Origin of the sequence: Mesorhizobium loti (assembly GCF_013170705.1) — a bacterium.
GTDB lineage: Bacteria > Pseudomonadota > Alphaproteobacteria > Rhizobiales > Rhizobiaceae > Mesorhizobium > Mesorhizobium loti_D.
In genome coordinates this window covers 1,957,853-1,971,950 of sequence record NZ_CP033334.1, presented here as the reverse complement: position 1 = coordinate 1,971,950, position 14,098 = coordinate 1,957,853, and the positions used below count along the sequence as shown (strand labels likewise).

Genomic DNA, 14,098 nt, shown 5'->3' with positions numbered 1-14,098 from the left:
CGTGATACCCGGTTGCTGTCGCCATTTGCGCGACATGAGGGGAAGAAAATCGTCTCAACCGACGGATGAAACAGTCGGACAGACACGCTGACAGGATCATGGCACGTCCGTGAATTCGAAGAAGCCGTCATCGATGGACGCCAGCCCCCGTCTTCTCGGGCTCGTCTGGCCGTTCATCGCCGTCGTGCTTATCCAGGCGCTGGTCGCCAGCCTCAGCCTGTACACGCTTTCGGCGGTTCGCGCCTATGTCGGCGGGGAAAGCCAATGGTCCAAGGGGCAAAAGCACGCCATCTATTTCCTCAGCCTGTATGCGGACACCGGCAATGAGGAGTTCTTCACCGAGTATCGCGAGGCGATCGCCGTTCCGCTGGCCGATCGCTCGGCGCGCCTGGCGCTCGAGCAGCCCGAGCCCGATACAGAGGCAGCGCGCACAGGCTTTCTGCAGGGCAGAAACCACCCGGACGACGTCACCGGGCTGATCTGGCTGTTCCAGAATTTCCGGAAGTTCAGCTATCTCGATACCGCTATTCGGCACTGGGCGGCGGCCGACACGATGATTCTCGCCATCCAGCGGCTCGGCGACACCATGCATGCGACGCTCAGCAAGGTGCCGGCGTCGGCAGCCGAGATCAGTGCCTGGAAAGCGGAAATCCATCGGCTCGATCGTCAGGTCAGCCCACTGTCCAAGGCCTTCTCGGACAGTCTGGGCGAGGGATCGCGCTTCATCCGCACGCTGCTCACCTTGGCCAATCTCGTCACCGCCGCCTTGCTGATCCTGCTGGCCGTATGGCGTACCCGCAAGCTCCTGGCGCAGCGCCAGGCCTTCCAGCTGGCGCTCAATGCCGAGCGCGAGCGCGCGCAGGTTACGCTGGCTTCGATCGGCCAGGCTGTCATCAGCACCGGCCGTGACGGGCGGCTGGACTACATGAACGCGGTGGCCGAGAAACTGCTGGCCTGCCCGCTCGGCGCTGCCAGGGGCAAACCGGTCGCATCGCTGTTTCGCCTTGTCGACAAGGATACCAGCGTCGAGGATCCGCAGCTGGTCGAGCGTCTGCTGGCCGGTGAACCGCGCCGTTCCAGCGCCCGTCCGCAATTGCTGCAGCGGCTGGACGGCTCTGTTGTTCCCGTAGCGCTGACCGGCGCGCCGCTGATCGTTTCCGGTGAAATCGTCGGCGCGGTGCTCGCCTTCCACGATATGACGCGCGAAGAGGACTATATCGAGCGGCTTTCATGGCAGGCCTCGCATGACGCATTGACTGGGCTCGCCAACCGGCGTGATTTCGAAAGCCGGTTGGAAAGGACCATCGTCGAACTGCAAGGCAAGCCCCGGCAGCACGCCTTGATGTATCTCGATCTCGACCAGTTCAAGCTGGTCAACGATACGTGCGGTCACGCCGCGGGTGACCAGTTGCTGCGCCAGATTTCCTCACTGCTGACCCGCGAATTGCGGTCCGGCGACGTACTCGCCCGGCTGGGCGGCGACGAGTTCGGCGTGCTGCTCGTTGATTGCGATGCCACCAACGCAGCCGATATCGCCGAAAGGCTGCGCGCGGCGGTGCAGGACCTGCATTTCGCCTGGGACGGAAGACCCTTCAACACCAGTGTCAGTATCGGCATGGTGGAGATCGCCAACGCGCAGGTGACGATCGAGGAGACGCTGCGGGCCGCCGACGTCGCCTGCTACATGGCCAAGGAAAAGGGCCGCAACCGCGTCCAGATCCACAGCGATGGCGACATGGCCTTGCGTGAGCGCTTCGGCGAGATGGCCTGGGTACAGCGCCTGCACGCCGCGCTGGAGCAAAACCGCTTCAGGCTTCACGCCCAGGAAATCTGGCCGCTCAACGACGACGTCGTCGAGGCGGGAGCGCATATTGAGATCCTGCTGCGGCTGGCCGACGAAGACGGCAGCTTCGTCACCCCGCAGAGCTTCATTCCCGCTGCCGAGCGCTACGGCCTGATGCCGTCGATCGACCGCTGGGTGGTGCGCAACACCTTCCGCATCCTGGCCGCCCGGCAGGCCGATCCGCGCACGCCACCGATCGCCACATGCGCCATCAATCTTTCCGGAGCGACTTTCGGCGACGAGACGTTTCTCGGCTTCCTGCGCGAGCAGTTCCTCATCCACGGCATTTCGCCTGCCATGATCTGCCTGGAGATCACCGAAACCAGCGCTATCGCCAATCTCACCAACGCCATGCGCTTCATTGCCGATCTGCGCGGCCTGGGCTGCCGCTTCGCGCTCGACGATTTCGGCTCCGGCATGTCATCCTTCGCCTATCTGAAGCACCTGCCGGTCGACTACCTCAAGATCGACGGCAGCTTCGTCAAGGACATGCTTGACGACCGCATCGACCGCGCCATGGTCGAGATGATCCACCACATCGGCAAGGTCATGGGCAAGCGTACCATCGCCGAGTTCGTCGAGAGCGACGATATCGCCGCCGCTCTGAAGATCATCGGCGTCGACTATGCCCAGGGCTATGGGATCGCCAGGCCGACGCCTTTCGATGTCTCGACGGTGCTGCTGGGCCGGAGCTTGACGCCGGCCGCGCAGAGCGCCGATCCATGGGCCGACCTTGCGCGGAAACTGCGCCGCAAGGCGGGGTAGAGGCCCAATTCCAGCTCAGGCGAGCCGCTCCAGCAGCACTGTCGGGGCGTCATGATAAGTGGTCCGCAACACTTCGCGATAGCCGACCTTGCCAGCGACATTCAACGATGCGGTGTTCTCCGGATCGATGATGCAGACGGTTTTCGTACGTCCGAAGGTTTCTTCTCCCCAGGCCAGCACGCGGCCGACGACCTCGGTGGCGAGACCGGCGCCGTGCACGGCCGGAGCCAGTGCCCATCCGGCCTCGGGAATGCCTTCGATCGACGGTTGCATGTCACGCTTGAGGTCGTGAAAACCGGCCTCGCCGACGAAGCGGCCCGTCGCCTTCTCCTCGATCGCCCAGAAGCCGTAGCCGAGCAGCGACCACAGGCCGGCATGGCGCAAGAAGCGCATCCAGCTTTCCTCGCGCGTGCGCGGCTTGCCGCCGATGAAGCGGGTGACGGCCGGGTCTGCCCACATCGTGGCATAGGCGTCGAAATCCTCCAGCCGGTGCGCCCTGAGAATGGTTCGCTCCGTCTCGATGACCGGAGCGCCGTGCGGATTGTTCATGGGATTGCCTCGCTGAAATTATCCGCGCTTAGCAAATAGCCCCCGCTGTGCAAGGGCCAGCGCGAAACGCCCCATCATCCAGAAAAGCCGCATGTCCGGTTCCGTGGCTCCGCTATGGGAATTCCGCCCGACGGTGTTATTTTCCCGGCAGGCTGATGTCAGCACATTGCCACGCGATCTTCTCCGACGCGGGCTGGTGCTCAAACCCAAGGGAAGAAGCATGGACACGACCGACCTTGTGCTTGCCATTGTCCATCATCTGCTGGTGTTTTCCCTGGCGGGGATCATCGGCGCCGAATTCGTGCTGATCCGCGGCGACCTGCCCGCCGCGACGCTCAAGCGGCTCGCCGGCATCGACCGCCACTATGGCATCATCGCCGCGCTGATCATCATCGTCGGCATCGGCCGCGTCTTCTGGGGCCTCAAGGGGTGGGAGTTCTACGTCTCCAACTGGGTGTTCTGGGCCAAGATGGTGGCCTTTGGCATTGTCGGCCTGCTGTCGATCGTCCCGACCGTGCGCTTCATTTCCTGGAACAGGCAGGCCAGCGCCAACCCCTCCTTCGCCGTGCCGGCGAGCGAACTGGCCTCGGTGAAGACCTACATCCGCGCGGAAGCCTTCGTCTTCCTGCTGATCCCGGTCTTCGCGGCGGCGATGGCGCGCGGTTACGGCTACTGATCGTCAGCTGGTACGGTTTCAAGTGGGGCGATCGGCACCAGGGGTGCTGGAATGCTGGTCGTCTTCTCCTCGGCCTTGCAGATATCGGCGATGACGCAGGCCGGGCAGTCCGGCTTGCGCGCCTTGCAGACGTAGCGGCCATGCAGGATCAGCCAGTGATGCGCATGGCGCATATACTCGTCCGGGATGATCTTCAGCATCCCCTGCTCGACCTGCTCGGGCGTCTTGCCGGGCGCCAGGCCTAGCCGATTGCCGATCCGGAAAATATGCGTATCGACCGCCATCGTGTGCTGGCCGAAGGCCATGTTGAGCACGACATTGGCGGTCTTGCGCCCGACCCCCGGCAGCCTGACCAGCTCATCGCGGTCATCAGGGACCTCTCCGCCATGGTCGCGGATCACCGCCTCCGACAATGCGATGACGTTCTTGGCCTTGTTGCGCCAGAGGCCGATGGTCCTGATGTATTCGCCGACCTTGGCTTCACCCAGCGCCACCATCTTCCGTGGCGTATCGGCGGCCTTGAACAGCGCCCGCGTCGCCTTGTTGACGCCGGCATCGGTCGCTTGCGCCGAAAGCACCACCGCCACCAGCAGCGTGAAGGCGTTGACATGTTCAAGCTCACCCTTCGGTTCCGGCCGCTGCACCGAAAAGCGCCGGAAGATCTCATGCACTTCGGCCGGAGTATAGCGTGACGTCCGCCGCACCGGCCGTGGACGCGGCTTGGCGTTCGATCCGTCACGTCGTCCGGCCGGTAGCTTTTTTTCGGGCATGGAAGAATCTTTGGACTTGGGGCTCGCCATTTCCCTCCTATAATATCCTGTCATGAGCTACACAAACGCCTCGTTCCAGGCTGACGAGCCCTTCTTTCACGCATTGCTGACCCCACACCGGTCGCTGGGCAGGACAGGTTTCCTGGTCCTGATGGGCGCGCTGCTGTTCGGCTGGCTGGTGACGGGCGCGTTTTTCCTGTCGCGTGGTGCGTGGCCGGTGTTCGGCTTCTTCGGCCTCGACGTGGTCGCCGTCTACATCGCCTTCCGCGCCAACTATCGGGCCGCCCGCGCCCGCGAGGAGGTGTCGGTGTCCCGCACCAGCCTCGATATTCGCAAGACAGCCCCTTCGGGAAAATCGGAAGCGCACCGCTTCAATCCGTTCTGGGCGCGGTTTTCGGTCGCCCGTCACGCCGAGATCGGCATCACCAGAATGACCGTGGAAGCGCAAGGCCAGAACGTGCCGATCGGCGGCTTTCTCGACCCCGATTCCCGCGAGAGCTTTGCCACCGCCTTTTCGCGCGCTCTCGCGACCGCAAAGGCGCGCTGAATCTAGAAGCGATAGCGCAGAAGCCTGCCTACTTTTCGCAGCGCCGGAATGTGTTTCCAAAGCCGAACGAACAGTTTGGCGGACCAGCCCATGCGGGCGGCGTGTTCAGGCTTGTAGGCGGAAATATCCTCGACGAACCGCAGTTTCGGAACCGCCAGTTCCAGCTCGTGCGGATCATCGATCGCCCAGTGGACCTCGGCACCCGTGACCTTGATGGTCGGATTGAGGCGAAGCAGCGTCAGCCCGAAACGGCTGTAGGCGTCGAACATCAGTTCGCCGCCGGCAAGATGCGAGACAAGCCGCGAAACCAGGCGCAGCCCCTCGTCGGCGGGGAGATAGGGTGTCAGCCCTTCCGCCACCACCATGGCCGGGCGGTTGCGCGGCACTGCAGCCAGCCAGCCGGCCTCGGTCACCGACGAAGCGATGAGATGGTAGTGGTCGCGGGACGGGTAGAGCCTGCGCCTGAGTTCGATGACCTGGGAGTAGTCGACATCGAACCAGTCCACGCCTGGCGGTGGATCGACACGGAAGACGCGCGTATCGAGCCCGCAACCCAGGTGCAGCACGATGGCGCCGGGGTTCCTGGCCAGGAAATCCTCGACACGGACATCCAGTGTCTTGGCCCGGATCGCCAGGCCGATGCCGAGATTCTCGTCGACCTTGAGCCTGGAGAAATCATAGTCGATCTTGCGCACCGCCTCGTCGGCGAAATGATCCGCAAGCAGTGAATGGGGCAGCCGGCTCTCCAGCGCCTTGCCGTAGAGCGTCATCAGCAAGGTTTCCTTCGCCCCGGTCAGGTGCACTTTCTCGCCAGCCATGAGCGACTCCTGGGCATGAATCCCGAATCTATCTGGACATGCGCGGCAAGAAGGCAAGTTTCGGGTGGCGATCGGCGCCCCAAGGGGCGATATTCCCGGCCAAGGAGACGGTTCGATGAGCACACACACAGCAGTCCTCAAGAAGGACATCACGCCGCAAGGCAGCGACTACGAGATCGTGCGCCGCGCCATCGAGAAGATCAGCCTCGACTACCGCGACCAGCCCTCGCTCGAGGAGCTTGCCGAGGAGGTCGGCGAGACGCCGACCGGCCTGCAAAAACTCTTCACCCGCTGGGCCGGCCTGTCGCCAAAAGCCTTCCTGCAGGCGGTGACGCTCGACCACGCCCGCCGGCTGCTCGATTCCGGCATGCCGCTGCTCGAAACCTCGTTTGAACTGGGCATGTCCGGACCCGGACGGCTGCATGACCTGTTCGTCACCCATGAGGCGATGTCGCCAGGCGACTACAAGACGCGCGGCGCCGGCCTCACCATCCGCTACGGCTATCACCCCTCGCCCTTCGGCACCGCCCTGATCATGGCCACCGACCGTGGCCTTGCCGGCCTCGCCTTCAGCGACCCGGGCGAGGAACGTGCGTCGTTCGCCGACATGTCCGGCCGCTGGCCGAACGCCGTCTACGTCGAGGACATGGCTGCCACCGGCCCTTACGCCGCGCGCATCTTCGATCCGACATTGTGGCGGCCCGACCAGCCGCTGCATGTCGTCATGATCGGCACCGACTTCCAGGTGCGGGTATGGGAGGCGTTGCTGCAGATTCCGATGGGCAAGGCCCGCACCTATTCCTCGATCGCCGCCAGCATCGGCGCGCCGAGCGCCAGCCGCGCGGTCGGTGCCGCCAATGGCGCCAACCCGCTCTCCTTCGTGGTGCCTTGCCATCGCGCCATCGGCAAGTCCGGCGATCTCACCGGCTATCACTGGGGCCTGACCCGCAAGCGCGCCATCCTGGGCTGGGAGGCGGGGCAAGTGTCGTCGTAAAATATCGATTTTCCAGTTATTGTCCATAGAAATCTACATATCTTTATGAATTAGAAGTATTGATAACAATTGTGTGGCGGTTTTCTTCCCTACAACCAACGACAACCCACCGGTTGCACGACAACTACTTCAACTAGCTATTTTAGTTTACCCTAAATTAACCACGATAAAGCGATGATGACCCATGTTAATTCGGGCGATCCGGCTTAATAGGAGGTCTCGATGAGGTTGTTTCGCACTGTCGTCGGTGCAGCCATGCTGGTCGGCTGTATGGACCAAACGGCGTTGGCCACGACGCAGAATGTCATTTTCAACGGCACGATCACCGCGACCTGTACGCTGGTGGTCGCCACCAACGGTACGATGACGGTGAGCCCCGATCTCCAATCATTGAGCTCGCATAACAGCGGTGGCTCGGCGGGGACGGTCACGCTCACCACCACCGGAGGTGTGTCGCTAAGCGTCGACCCGGTCACCACCACCACGGTGCCAGCCGCCGACACCACGGCCATCACCTGGACGCCAACCTATTCGGCGAGCGGTGCCCACACGATCGCGGAGACAGGCTCGGCCACCAGCCTGACCACGCCCGGCGCCGATCTCGTCACGGTCCACCTCGCCGGCACCAAGGGCGGCAGCAACCGCTTCGCCGCCGGAAACTATCAGGCAACCGTGACAGTGCGCTGCGAATAGCCCTCGGGAAGGAGGCATCCTTGACATTTTCTGAAACCTTGGCGACGGCGCTGGCCGTCGGCCTGATCCCTGTTGCCGCGGCGGCTCAGTCGATGTCGCCGATGCGCGGCGAGGTCAACAGTTTCACTGACGTCTTCGCGGTCCGCGTTTTCCCGGCCAATCCCTACGACCAGAAGATCAAGATCGAAGTCCACGTCTATGATCAGGATTTTCAACCAGTGGAAGCCAAAATCTCTCCCAGTGTCTTCCAGCTGGCTTCGCAGGCTTCCCGTCCCGTGCTTGTGGTCGTGCCCTTCGACGGCGCCGCGGACCGTAAAGTGCGTATCTGTACCGAAAGCATCCCCTTTCCCAATCAGCAGACCCAGATAAAGGCACAGATATGCGGAAAGTTCTTTGGACATCGCAAGTCCTGACGCTGGCACTCGCGGTTACCGTGGCAAGCGCTGCGCCGGCTCTGGCCCAGGATGTCTACAACCTCAACCAGAACGAGACCGGATTCAATCTGCCCGGCGTCACCTTGCCCCAGGGGCAAGACGAGGTGCACGCTGCCGATGGCACCACCTGCCGCTCGGCGGTTTCCGGAAGCGGCGCCTATCTCGATCTCGGCGTCATCAGGGGCAACAACCAGTCGAACAATGACGTCGCCACCTATGGCCGGGTGGTGATCCCGATCGGCCGGACACCAAGGCGTCTCGACTGCAGCCGGCTCTATGAACTCGAGGTGCAGCGCCTGCAAATGGAACTGAAGCTGTTGAAGATGGGCGTCAATGTCGACGGCGGCACGACGGCAAGCGTTGCCACCACTGCTCCGACGGCCGCATCACCCGGATGGGCCAACGAGGGCTGGAGCCTCAGGACCGGAAATAGCGATGGCAAGAAAAAGAAGAAGAAGAAATAACCGCGCGCTGCTTGCGATGGCAGCATTTGCCGGCTTCTGTGTTCCGGCGCAAGCGGCGATCATCGGCACCTGCACCATCATGGTCGGGGCATCGGGAACGATGACCGCAAATCCCGCCATCAGTATACTGGGGTCCAAGCAGGCAGGCGGATCGAGCGCCAGTGCCACCGTGGTGGCGAACTCGCTGCTGTGCTCGATACTTAACTTGCTTGATTGTTATTCTGTTTCGGCGCCGCCACCTGCCGCGTTCTCGTCCGCGCCGAGCGGCGGCAGCACCAATGTGACCTTCGCCTCGGTCTTCCGCCTCGATGGTTCGGGTGTCGATATCAACGGCAGCGTGCCGCAAAGGGTCGTCAACGGCACCCACCCCATGCAAGTCGATCTAACCGCCACGAAGTCGAGCGGTATCTTTCCCGCCGGCAGCTATCAGGGCACCGTCACCGTGCGTTGTGAATAGCGCACGATACCACAAATCGAGCTGGACCATTCGCGTGGTCTGGCAAGCCGCGACCTTACAGGCTAGCTTCCCGCGCGATTGGAACGGCCCGTCTTCGCCCCCACGCACCGTGGACGTTCCGGAACCTTGAATTCATACCGGCAGGAGGCCTTGCTTGATTATCGTCATCGGCTCAATCAACCTCGACCTTATCGCCAAAGTCGACCGCCTGCCGAGTCCCGGCGAAACGGTGAGCGGCTCCGGTTTCGCCACGGCGCCCGGCGGCAAGGGCGCCAACCAGGCGCTGGCCGCCGCACGCGCCGGTGCCCCGGTGCGCATGGTCGGCGCCGTCGGCAAGGACAGTTTCGCCGGCGAGGCGCTGGCATTGCTGCGCGAGGCCAAGGTCGATCTGTCGGGCGTGGGCGAAACCTTTGCCTCGACCGGCACGGCGCTGATCATGGTCGGTGACGACGGCGAGAACATCATCGCCGTGGTCCCCGGCGCCAATGCTTCCGTGGTGCCCGGCGACCTTTCCAAGGCCTTCCTGAAAAAGGGCGACGTCGTGCTGCTCCAGCACGAGATCCCGCTGGCGACCGTCGATGCCGCGCTCGACCAGGCGCGGGCGGCCGGCGCCGTCACCGTGCTCAACACCGCTCCTTTCCAGGGCGACGCGGCGGCTTTCCTCGGCAAGGCCGATTATGCCGTCGCCAACGAGACCGAGTTCGACCTCTATGGCGAGGCGCTGGCGCTGAACGGCCGCGACCGTGCGGCACGCATGCGCGACTTCGCCGCGAAAACCGGCCGCACCATCGTCGTCACGCTCGGCGGCGACGGCGTCATGGCGGCGACGCCGACCGACTTCCTGACCGTTCCGGCAATGAAGATCACCCCCGTCGACACGGTCGGCGCCGGCGACACCTTCTGCGGTTACTTCGCTGCCGGCCTGTCGTCCGGCCTCACGCTCGAAAAGGCGCTGGCGCGCGCCGGTACGGCTGGCTCGCTGGCCTGCCTGAAGCCGGGCGCTCAACCGGCGATCCCGCTGGCCAAGGATGTCGATCAGGCCTTGCAGAAAGTCAGCTGATGATGCGTCCCCGGACCAAACATGCGGTGCCTTCGGCCGGCGACATCTGCCGCCTGTCCGCAGTCGAACTGGCCGACGCGATCCGCCACAGGAAGCTTTCCGTACGTGAGGTGGTGACGGCCTTCCTCGACCGCATCGAAGCGGTCAACCCGCTCGTCAACGCCATCGTCTCGCTGCGCGACCGCGGCGACATCCTGCGCGAGGCCGACGCGGCCGATAGCAGGCAGGCGAGCGAAACCGGAACGCTCTTCGGTCTGCCCATCGCCATCAAGGACCTTGCCTCGACCATTGGGCTCAGGACCTCCTTCGGCTCGCCGCTCTTCGCCGATTTCGTGCCGCAGGAAGACGATTTCTTCGTCGAGCGCATCCGCGATGCCGGCGCCATCATCATCGGCAAGACCAATGTCCCCGAATTCGGGCTCGGCTCCAACACCTACAACAACGTTTTCGGGCCGACGCTGAACGCTTTCGATCCGGCGCTCACCGCCGGCGGGTCGAGCGGCGGTGCGGCGGTGGCGCTGGCGCTCGACATGGTTCCCGTCGCCGACGGCAGCGACTTCGGCGGCTCGCTGCGCAACCCGGCCGCCTGGAACAATGTCTACGGCTTCCGCCCGTCGCAGGGGCTCGTGCCCGCCGGGCCGGATTTCGAGGTTTTCCATGCGCAGATGGGCGTCGAGGGTCCAATGGGCCGCAACGTCGCCGACATGGCTCTGCTGCTCGACGTGCAGGCGGGTTATCATCCGCGGGCCCCACTGTCCTATGAGAAACAGGGCTCGTTCCTCGCAGGGCTCGCAACGCCCTCGACTGGCGGCCGCGTCGCCTGGCTCGGCGACCTCGGCGGCCACTTGCCGGTCGAACCCGGCATCCTCGGTCTGTGCGAGGCAGCGCTCGGCCGGCTCGCGGGCCAGTCCTTCGTGATTGAACCCTTGCTGCCGGATTTCGACTTCGAGGCGCTGTGGCAGGCCTTCGTGAGGCTGCGCCAGGCCAGCAGCGGCTGCGCCCTCCAGGCCCATTACGACGATCCCGCCAAGCGCGACCTTCTGAAACCTGAAGCCATATGGGAAATCGAGAACGCAATGCGGCTGACGGCGCCGCAGATCCGCGCGGCCTCGGTCATCCGCACTTCCTGGCATCGTACGCTGCTGTCGATCTTCGACCGCTTCGATCTCATCGCGCTGCCGACCGCGCAGGTCTTTCCTTTCGATGTCACCACGCACTGGCCAAGCGAGGTTGCCGGACGGCCGATGGACAGCTATCACCGCTGGATGCAGGTTTCCGCCTTCGCCACTCTGGGTGGCTGCCCGGCGGTCAACGTGCCGGTCGGCTTCGACGAAAAGAGCCGGCCAATGGGCATGCAGTTGATCGGCCGTCCGCGCGGCGACCTCGCCGTGCTAAGGGCGGCGGCTGCCTATGAGGCGACACTGCCCTGGCAGGCCGGCGCTTGACCCGCGTGCCACGACGCAGCGATTCGCGGATGTCTTGCGCGGAGGCTATTGTCATGCATTGATTATCCCCTGTTGCGCCGCGTCGGCGGCAAGCCAAGGGAAAAAATCATGTCGCTGGAACTCTATGCCGCCTATGTTCTCGCTTGCATCGTCATCATCCTGGTGCCGGGACCGACGGTCACGCTGATCATCGCCAACAGCATCCGCCACGGAACCCGCGCCGGCCTCGCCAATGTCGCCGGCACGCAGGCTGGCCTTGCCATCATGATCGCCATTGTCGGCATTGGCCTCAACACGCTGATCTCGGGCATGGGCCACTGGTTCGAATGGGTCAGGCTGATCGGCGCCGCCTACCTGATCTGGATGGGCGTGCAGATGTTCCGCTCCAAGGGCACACTGAACGCCGACGGAACGGCGCGGAAGCCGCGCGGTGGCTTCTTCCTGCAGGGCCTGCTGGTGGCGCTGAGCAACCCCAAGACGCTGGTGTTCTTCGGCGCGTTCTTTCCGCAGTTCATCGCGCCGCAAGGCAACTACTCGCTGCAGATCGTCGTCATGGGCCTCACCGCCATGATCTTCGCCGCCATGTCGGATTCGACCTACGCACTCGCCGCCGGCCGCGCCGGGCGCCTGCTGTCGGCCAGCCGCATCAAGCTAATGTCCCGGATCAGCGGCAGTTTCCTGGTCGGCGGCGGCCTTTGGCTGGCGTTTTCAAGGTCGAAGTGACATCGCCCCTTCCCTCGCCCCGTTTGCGGGGAGAGGGTGGTCGCGAAGCGATCGGGTGAGGTCAGCGCCGAGGACGCAAGGCAAAATATCAGCGTTTGTGCCGGCCTCATCCCCCTGCCGGGATCTTCTCCCGCGACCGGGGAGAAGGGAGTTTTCACAACCGACCCAGCCTCTCCACCAGCAGCGCGAAGAAGCCGTCATGGTCGATGTCGCGCATCACCATGGCGTTCTTTTCCCGCTTGGTCACGCCCCACCAGTCGATCACGGTCATGCCCATGGTCAATTCCGAGGCGGTTTCCACGCTGACATTGCAGTTGCGGCCTTTGAACAGGTCCGGCTTCAGCAGATAGGCGATGACGCAGGGGTCGTGCAGCGGGCCGCCATCGGTGCCGTACTTGCCCTCGTCGTAGCGTTCGAAGAATTCCAGCATCTCGGCGGTCGCGATGCCGACCTTGGTGCCGAGCTTGCGGAAGGCCTGCGTGCGCTTGGCGGTGGTCAGCGCCTTGTGGGTGACGTCGAGCGGCATCATCACGATCGGGATGCCGGACTTGAACACCAGATCGGCGGCCTGCGGATCGACATAGATGTTGAATTCGGCCGCCGGAGTGACGTTGCCGCCCTCGAAGAAGCCGCCGCCCATCAGCACGATTTCCTTGATGTGCCGGGCGATGCGCGGTTCGCGGATCAGCGCCAGCGCGATGTTGGTCAGCGGCCCGAGCGGGCAGAGCGTGATGGTGCCGCTCTCTTCCTTCATCAGCGTCTCGACGATGAAGTCGACGGCATACTGCTCCTGCAGCTTCATCGTGGGTTCGGGCAATTGTGGCCCGTTGAGGCCCGTCTTGCCATGCACTTCCTCGGCGGTGACCAGCTGGCGCGCCAGGGGACGGATGGCCCCGGCATAGACCTTGATATCGGGCCGGCCGGCCAGTTCGCAGATCCTGCGGGCATTCTTCTCGGTGAGCTTCAGCGGCACGTTGCCGGCAACGGCGGTGATGCCGACGATCTCCAGTTCACTGCTGCCAAGCGCCAAGAGAATGGCGACGGCATCGTCCTGGCCGGGGTCGGTGTCGATGATGATCTTGCGTGGTTGGGGCATTTCAATTCCTTGTTTGGCTGGCCGTGGGCTCACCGGGCCGATCGCATGCGTTTAGGGCGCCGAACCGGCTGCAAGCTGCCGAAGCGACCAACCGGGAACGGTCCCGGCCCCAGCGCTTCTCCCTGCATCCGCGCGTCGCTTCAAGCGCCATGTCGATTATTCCTGTGAGTCCAAGGCCTGGTCTTTTTGGGCGGGTCTTCAGGTGGCTTGAACTTGGTCGCGGAGCGGACCATATCAAGGGCATCGGGAAAAATGCCATCCGGGTTTTTCCAGTTTATGTCGCTCTTGAGAGGACAGTGTAACATGAGCCGAATGACGCCTTTCTCCAGCCCACTTCTCCTTGGTTTCGATGCCATGGAAAAGACCTTGGAGCGCTTGGCGAAATCCGGTGACAGCTACCCTCCGTACAACATCGAGCGCCTCAGCGGCACTGACGGCAACGCCGAAAGGCTGCGCATCACGCTCGCCGTCGCCGGTTTCGCCGAAAACGATCTCGATGTGACAACGGAGGAAAACCAGCTGGTCGTGCGCGGCCGTCAGACCGACGACACCGAGCGCGAATTCCTTCATCGCGGCATCGCCGCGCGCCAGTTCCAGCGCTGTTTCGTGCTGGCCGACGGCATGCGGGTTATCGCGGCGGAGCTGAAGAACGGCCTTTTGTCGATCGACCTCGATCGGCCGGAGTCCGAACGGTTGGTACGGAAAATAAACATATCGGTGAAAGACTGATCTTCACCGATGGCTCTCATGCGGGATGGCCTTCA

The 14,098-nt window shown here is 63.6% G+C and carries 16 protein-coding genes; 12 read left to right on the top strand and 4 right to left on the bottom strand.

What is annotated here, in order from left to right; all coding sequences use genetic code 11:
• The first annotated feature begins 133 nt into the window (after positions 1 to 133).
• Positions 134 to 2,608: an EAL domain-containing protein gene (locus tag EB815_RS09650; protein ID WP_056577752.1), complete on the top strand. Its 2,475-nt coding sequence runs from the start codon at positions 134 to 136 to the stop codon at positions 2,606 to 2,608.
• Between the two features lie 15 nt (positions 2,609 to 2,623).
• Here the strand turns inward: EB815_RS09650 and EB815_RS09645 are convergent, their stop codons facing one another.
• The gene (locus EB815_RS09645; protein WP_056577753.1) at positions 2,624 to 3,157 is read right to left on the bottom strand and encodes a GNAT family N-acetyltransferase; all 534 of its coding nucleotides are present in this window, start codon (positions 3,155 to 3,157) and stop codon (positions 2,624 to 2,626) included.
• Positions 3,158 to 3,377: 220 nt separating this feature from the next.
• Here EB815_RS09645 and EB815_RS09640 point away from each other — a divergent pair, with 220 nt between their 5' ends.
• Positions 3,378 to 3,833: a DUF2214 family protein gene (locus EB815_RS09640; RefSeq protein ID WP_056577949.1), complete on the top strand. Its 456-nt coding sequence runs from the start codon at positions 3,378 to 3,380 to the stop codon at positions 3,831 to 3,833.
• On the opposite strand, the gene nth is transcribed toward EB815_RS09640, so the two are convergent.
• On the bottom strand, positions 3,827 to 4,633 hold the full coding sequence (gene nth, locus EB815_RS09635; RefSeq protein ID WP_056577755.1) for an endonuclease III: 807 nt from the start codon (positions 4,631 to 4,633) through the stop codon (positions 3,827 to 3,829). The genes EB815_RS09640 and nth overlap by 7 nt on opposite strands.
• A gap of 22 nt (positions 4,634 to 4,655) precedes the next feature.
• Here nth and EB815_RS09630 point away from each other — a divergent pair, with 22 nt between their 5' ends.
• Positions 4,656 to 5,150 (top strand): DUF2244 domain-containing protein, encoded by a 495-nt coding sequence (locus EB815_RS09630; protein WP_056577756.1) that lies wholly within the window; start codon positions 4,656 to 4,658, stop codon positions 5,148 to 5,150.
• A 2-nt stretch (positions 5,151 to 5,152) separates the two neighbouring features.
• Here EB815_RS09630 and EB815_RS09625 read toward each other — a convergent pair whose 3' ends face one another.
• Positions 5,153 to 5,968 carry a class I SAM-dependent methyltransferase gene (locus tag EB815_RS09625; protein WP_056577759.1) on the bottom strand — a complete coding sequence of 272 codons (816 nt, stop codon included), beginning with the start codon at positions 5,966 to 5,968 and terminating at the stop codon, positions 5,153 to 5,155.
• A gap of 115 nt (positions 5,969 to 6,083) precedes the next feature.
• Here EB815_RS09625 and EB815_RS09620 point away from each other — a divergent pair, with 115 nt between their 5' ends.
• From EB815_RS09620 to EB815_RS09585, 8 genes are all read left to right on the top strand, one after another.
• A complete protein-coding gene (locus EB815_RS09620) occupies positions 6,084 to 6,962 on the top strand; it encodes a methylated-DNA--[protein]-cysteine S-methyltransferase (protein ID WP_056577760.1) in 879 nt (292 codons plus the stop codon).
• A 222-nt stretch (positions 6,963 to 7,184) separates the two neighbouring features.
• Entirely contained in the window at positions 7,185 to 7,655 is a 471-nt protein-coding gene (locus tag EB815_RS09615; protein WP_056577762.1) for a hypothetical protein, read from the top strand.
• 92 nt (positions 7,656 to 7,747) lie between these two features.
• The gene (locus EB815_RS09610) at positions 7,748 to 8,068 is read left to right on the top strand and encodes a hypothetical protein (protein WP_244494149.1); all 321 of its coding nucleotides are present in this window, start codon (positions 7,748 to 7,750) and stop codon (positions 8,066 to 8,068) included.
• On the top strand, positions 8,035 to 8,553 hold the full coding sequence (locus EB815_RS09605) for a hypothetical protein (protein WP_056577766.1): 519 nt from the start codon (positions 8,035 to 8,037) through the stop codon (positions 8,551 to 8,553). The genes EB815_RS09610 and EB815_RS09605 overlap by 34 nt, the downstream gene beginning before the upstream one ends.
• Entirely contained in the window at positions 8,525 to 9,010 is a 486-nt protein-coding gene (locus tag EB815_RS09600) for a hypothetical protein (RefSeq protein ID WP_056577768.1), read from the top strand. Before EB815_RS09605 ends, EB815_RS09600 begins: the two co-directional genes overlap by 29 nt.
• A gap of 154 nt (positions 9,011 to 9,164) precedes the next feature.
• On the top strand, positions 9,165 to 10,070 hold the full coding sequence (locus EB815_RS09595; protein WP_056577771.1) for a ribokinase: 906 nt from the start codon (positions 9,165 to 9,167) through the stop codon (positions 10,068 to 10,070).
• The gene (locus EB815_RS09590; RefSeq protein ID WP_056577772.1) at positions 10,070 to 11,515 is read left to right on the top strand and encodes an amidase; all 1,446 of its coding nucleotides are present in this window, start codon (positions 10,070 to 10,072) and stop codon (positions 11,513 to 11,515) included. Before EB815_RS09595 ends, EB815_RS09590 begins: the two co-directional genes overlap by 1 nt.
• Positions 11,516 to 11,623: 108 nt before the next feature.
• Entirely contained in the window at positions 11,624 to 12,238 is a 615-nt protein-coding gene (locus EB815_RS09585; RefSeq protein ID WP_056577951.1) for a LysE family translocator, read from the top strand.
• Positions 12,239 to 12,392: 154 nt separating this feature from the next.
• Here the strand turns inward: EB815_RS09585 and EB815_RS09580 are convergent, their stop codons facing one another.
• Positions 12,393 to 13,334 (bottom strand): nucleoside hydrolase, encoded by a 942-nt coding sequence (locus tag EB815_RS09580; protein WP_056577773.1) that lies wholly within the window; start codon positions 13,332 to 13,334, stop codon positions 12,393 to 12,395.
• 303 nt (positions 13,335 to 13,637) lie between these two features.
• Between EB815_RS09580 and EB815_RS09575 the strand changes: the two genes are divergently transcribed.
• Positions 13,638 to 14,063, top strand: coding sequence for an Hsp20 family protein (locus EB815_RS09575; RefSeq protein WP_056577776.1), 426 nt, complete (start codon positions 13,638 to 13,640; stop codon positions 14,061 to 14,063).
• Positions 14,064 to 14,098 lie beyond the last annotated feature (35 nt).

Excerpts from the sequence above, each read along its gene's own strand:
- EB815_RS09650 (WP_056577752.1), top strand. The coding sequence starts at position 134 with ATGGACGCCAGCCCCCGTCTTCTCGGGCTCGTCTGGCCGTTCATCGCC.
- EB815_RS09645 (WP_056577753.1), bottom strand. The coding sequence starts at position 3,157 with ATGAACAATCCGCACGGCGCTCCGGTCATCGAGACGGAGCGAACCATT.
- EB815_RS09640 (WP_056577949.1), top strand. The coding sequence starts at position 3,378 with ATGGACACGACCGACCTTGTGCTTGCCATTGTCCATCATCTGCTGGTG.
- nth (WP_056577755.1), bottom strand. The coding sequence starts at position 4,633 with ATGGCGAGCCCCAAGTCCAAAGATTCTTCCATGCCCGAAAAAAAGCTA.
- EB815_RS09630 (WP_056577756.1), top strand. The coding sequence starts at position 4,656 with ATGAGCTACACAAACGCCTCGTTCCAGGCTGACGAGCCCTTCTTTCAC.
- EB815_RS09625 (WP_056577759.1), bottom strand. The coding sequence starts at position 5,968 with ATGGCTGGCGAGAAAGTGCACCTGACCGGGGCGAAGGAAACCTTGCTG.
- EB815_RS09620 (WP_056577760.1), top strand. The coding sequence starts at position 6,084 with ATGAGCACACACACAGCAGTCCTCAAGAAGGACATCACGCCGCAAGGC.
- EB815_RS09615 (WP_056577762.1), top strand. The coding sequence starts at position 7,185 with ATGAGGTTGTTTCGCACTGTCGTCGGTGCAGCCATGCTGGTCGGCTGT.
- EB815_RS09610 (WP_244494149.1), top strand. The coding sequence starts at position 7,748 with ATGTCGCCGATGCGCGGCGAGGTCAACAGTTTCACTGACGTCTTCGCG.
- EB815_RS09605 (WP_056577766.1), top strand. The coding sequence starts at position 8,035 with ATGCGGAAAGTTCTTTGGACATCGCAAGTCCTGACGCTGGCACTCGCG.
- EB815_RS09600 (WP_056577768.1), top strand. The coding sequence starts at position 8,525 with ATGGCAAGAAAAAGAAGAAGAAGAAATAACCGCGCGCTGCTTGCGATG.
- EB815_RS09590 (WP_056577772.1), top strand. The coding sequence starts at position 10,070 with ATGATGCGTCCCCGGACCAAACATGCGGTGCCTTCGGCCGGCGACATC.
- EB815_RS09585 (WP_056577951.1), top strand. The coding sequence starts at position 11,624 with ATGTCGCTGGAACTCTATGCCGCCTATGTTCTCGCTTGCATCGTCATC.
- EB815_RS09580 (WP_056577773.1), bottom strand. The coding sequence starts at position 13,334 with ATGCCCCAACCACGCAAGATCATCATCGACACCGACCCCGGCCAGGAC.
- EB815_RS09575 (WP_056577776.1), top strand. The coding sequence starts at position 13,638 with ATGAGCCGAATGACGCCTTTCTCCAGCCCACTTCTCCTTGGTTTCGAT.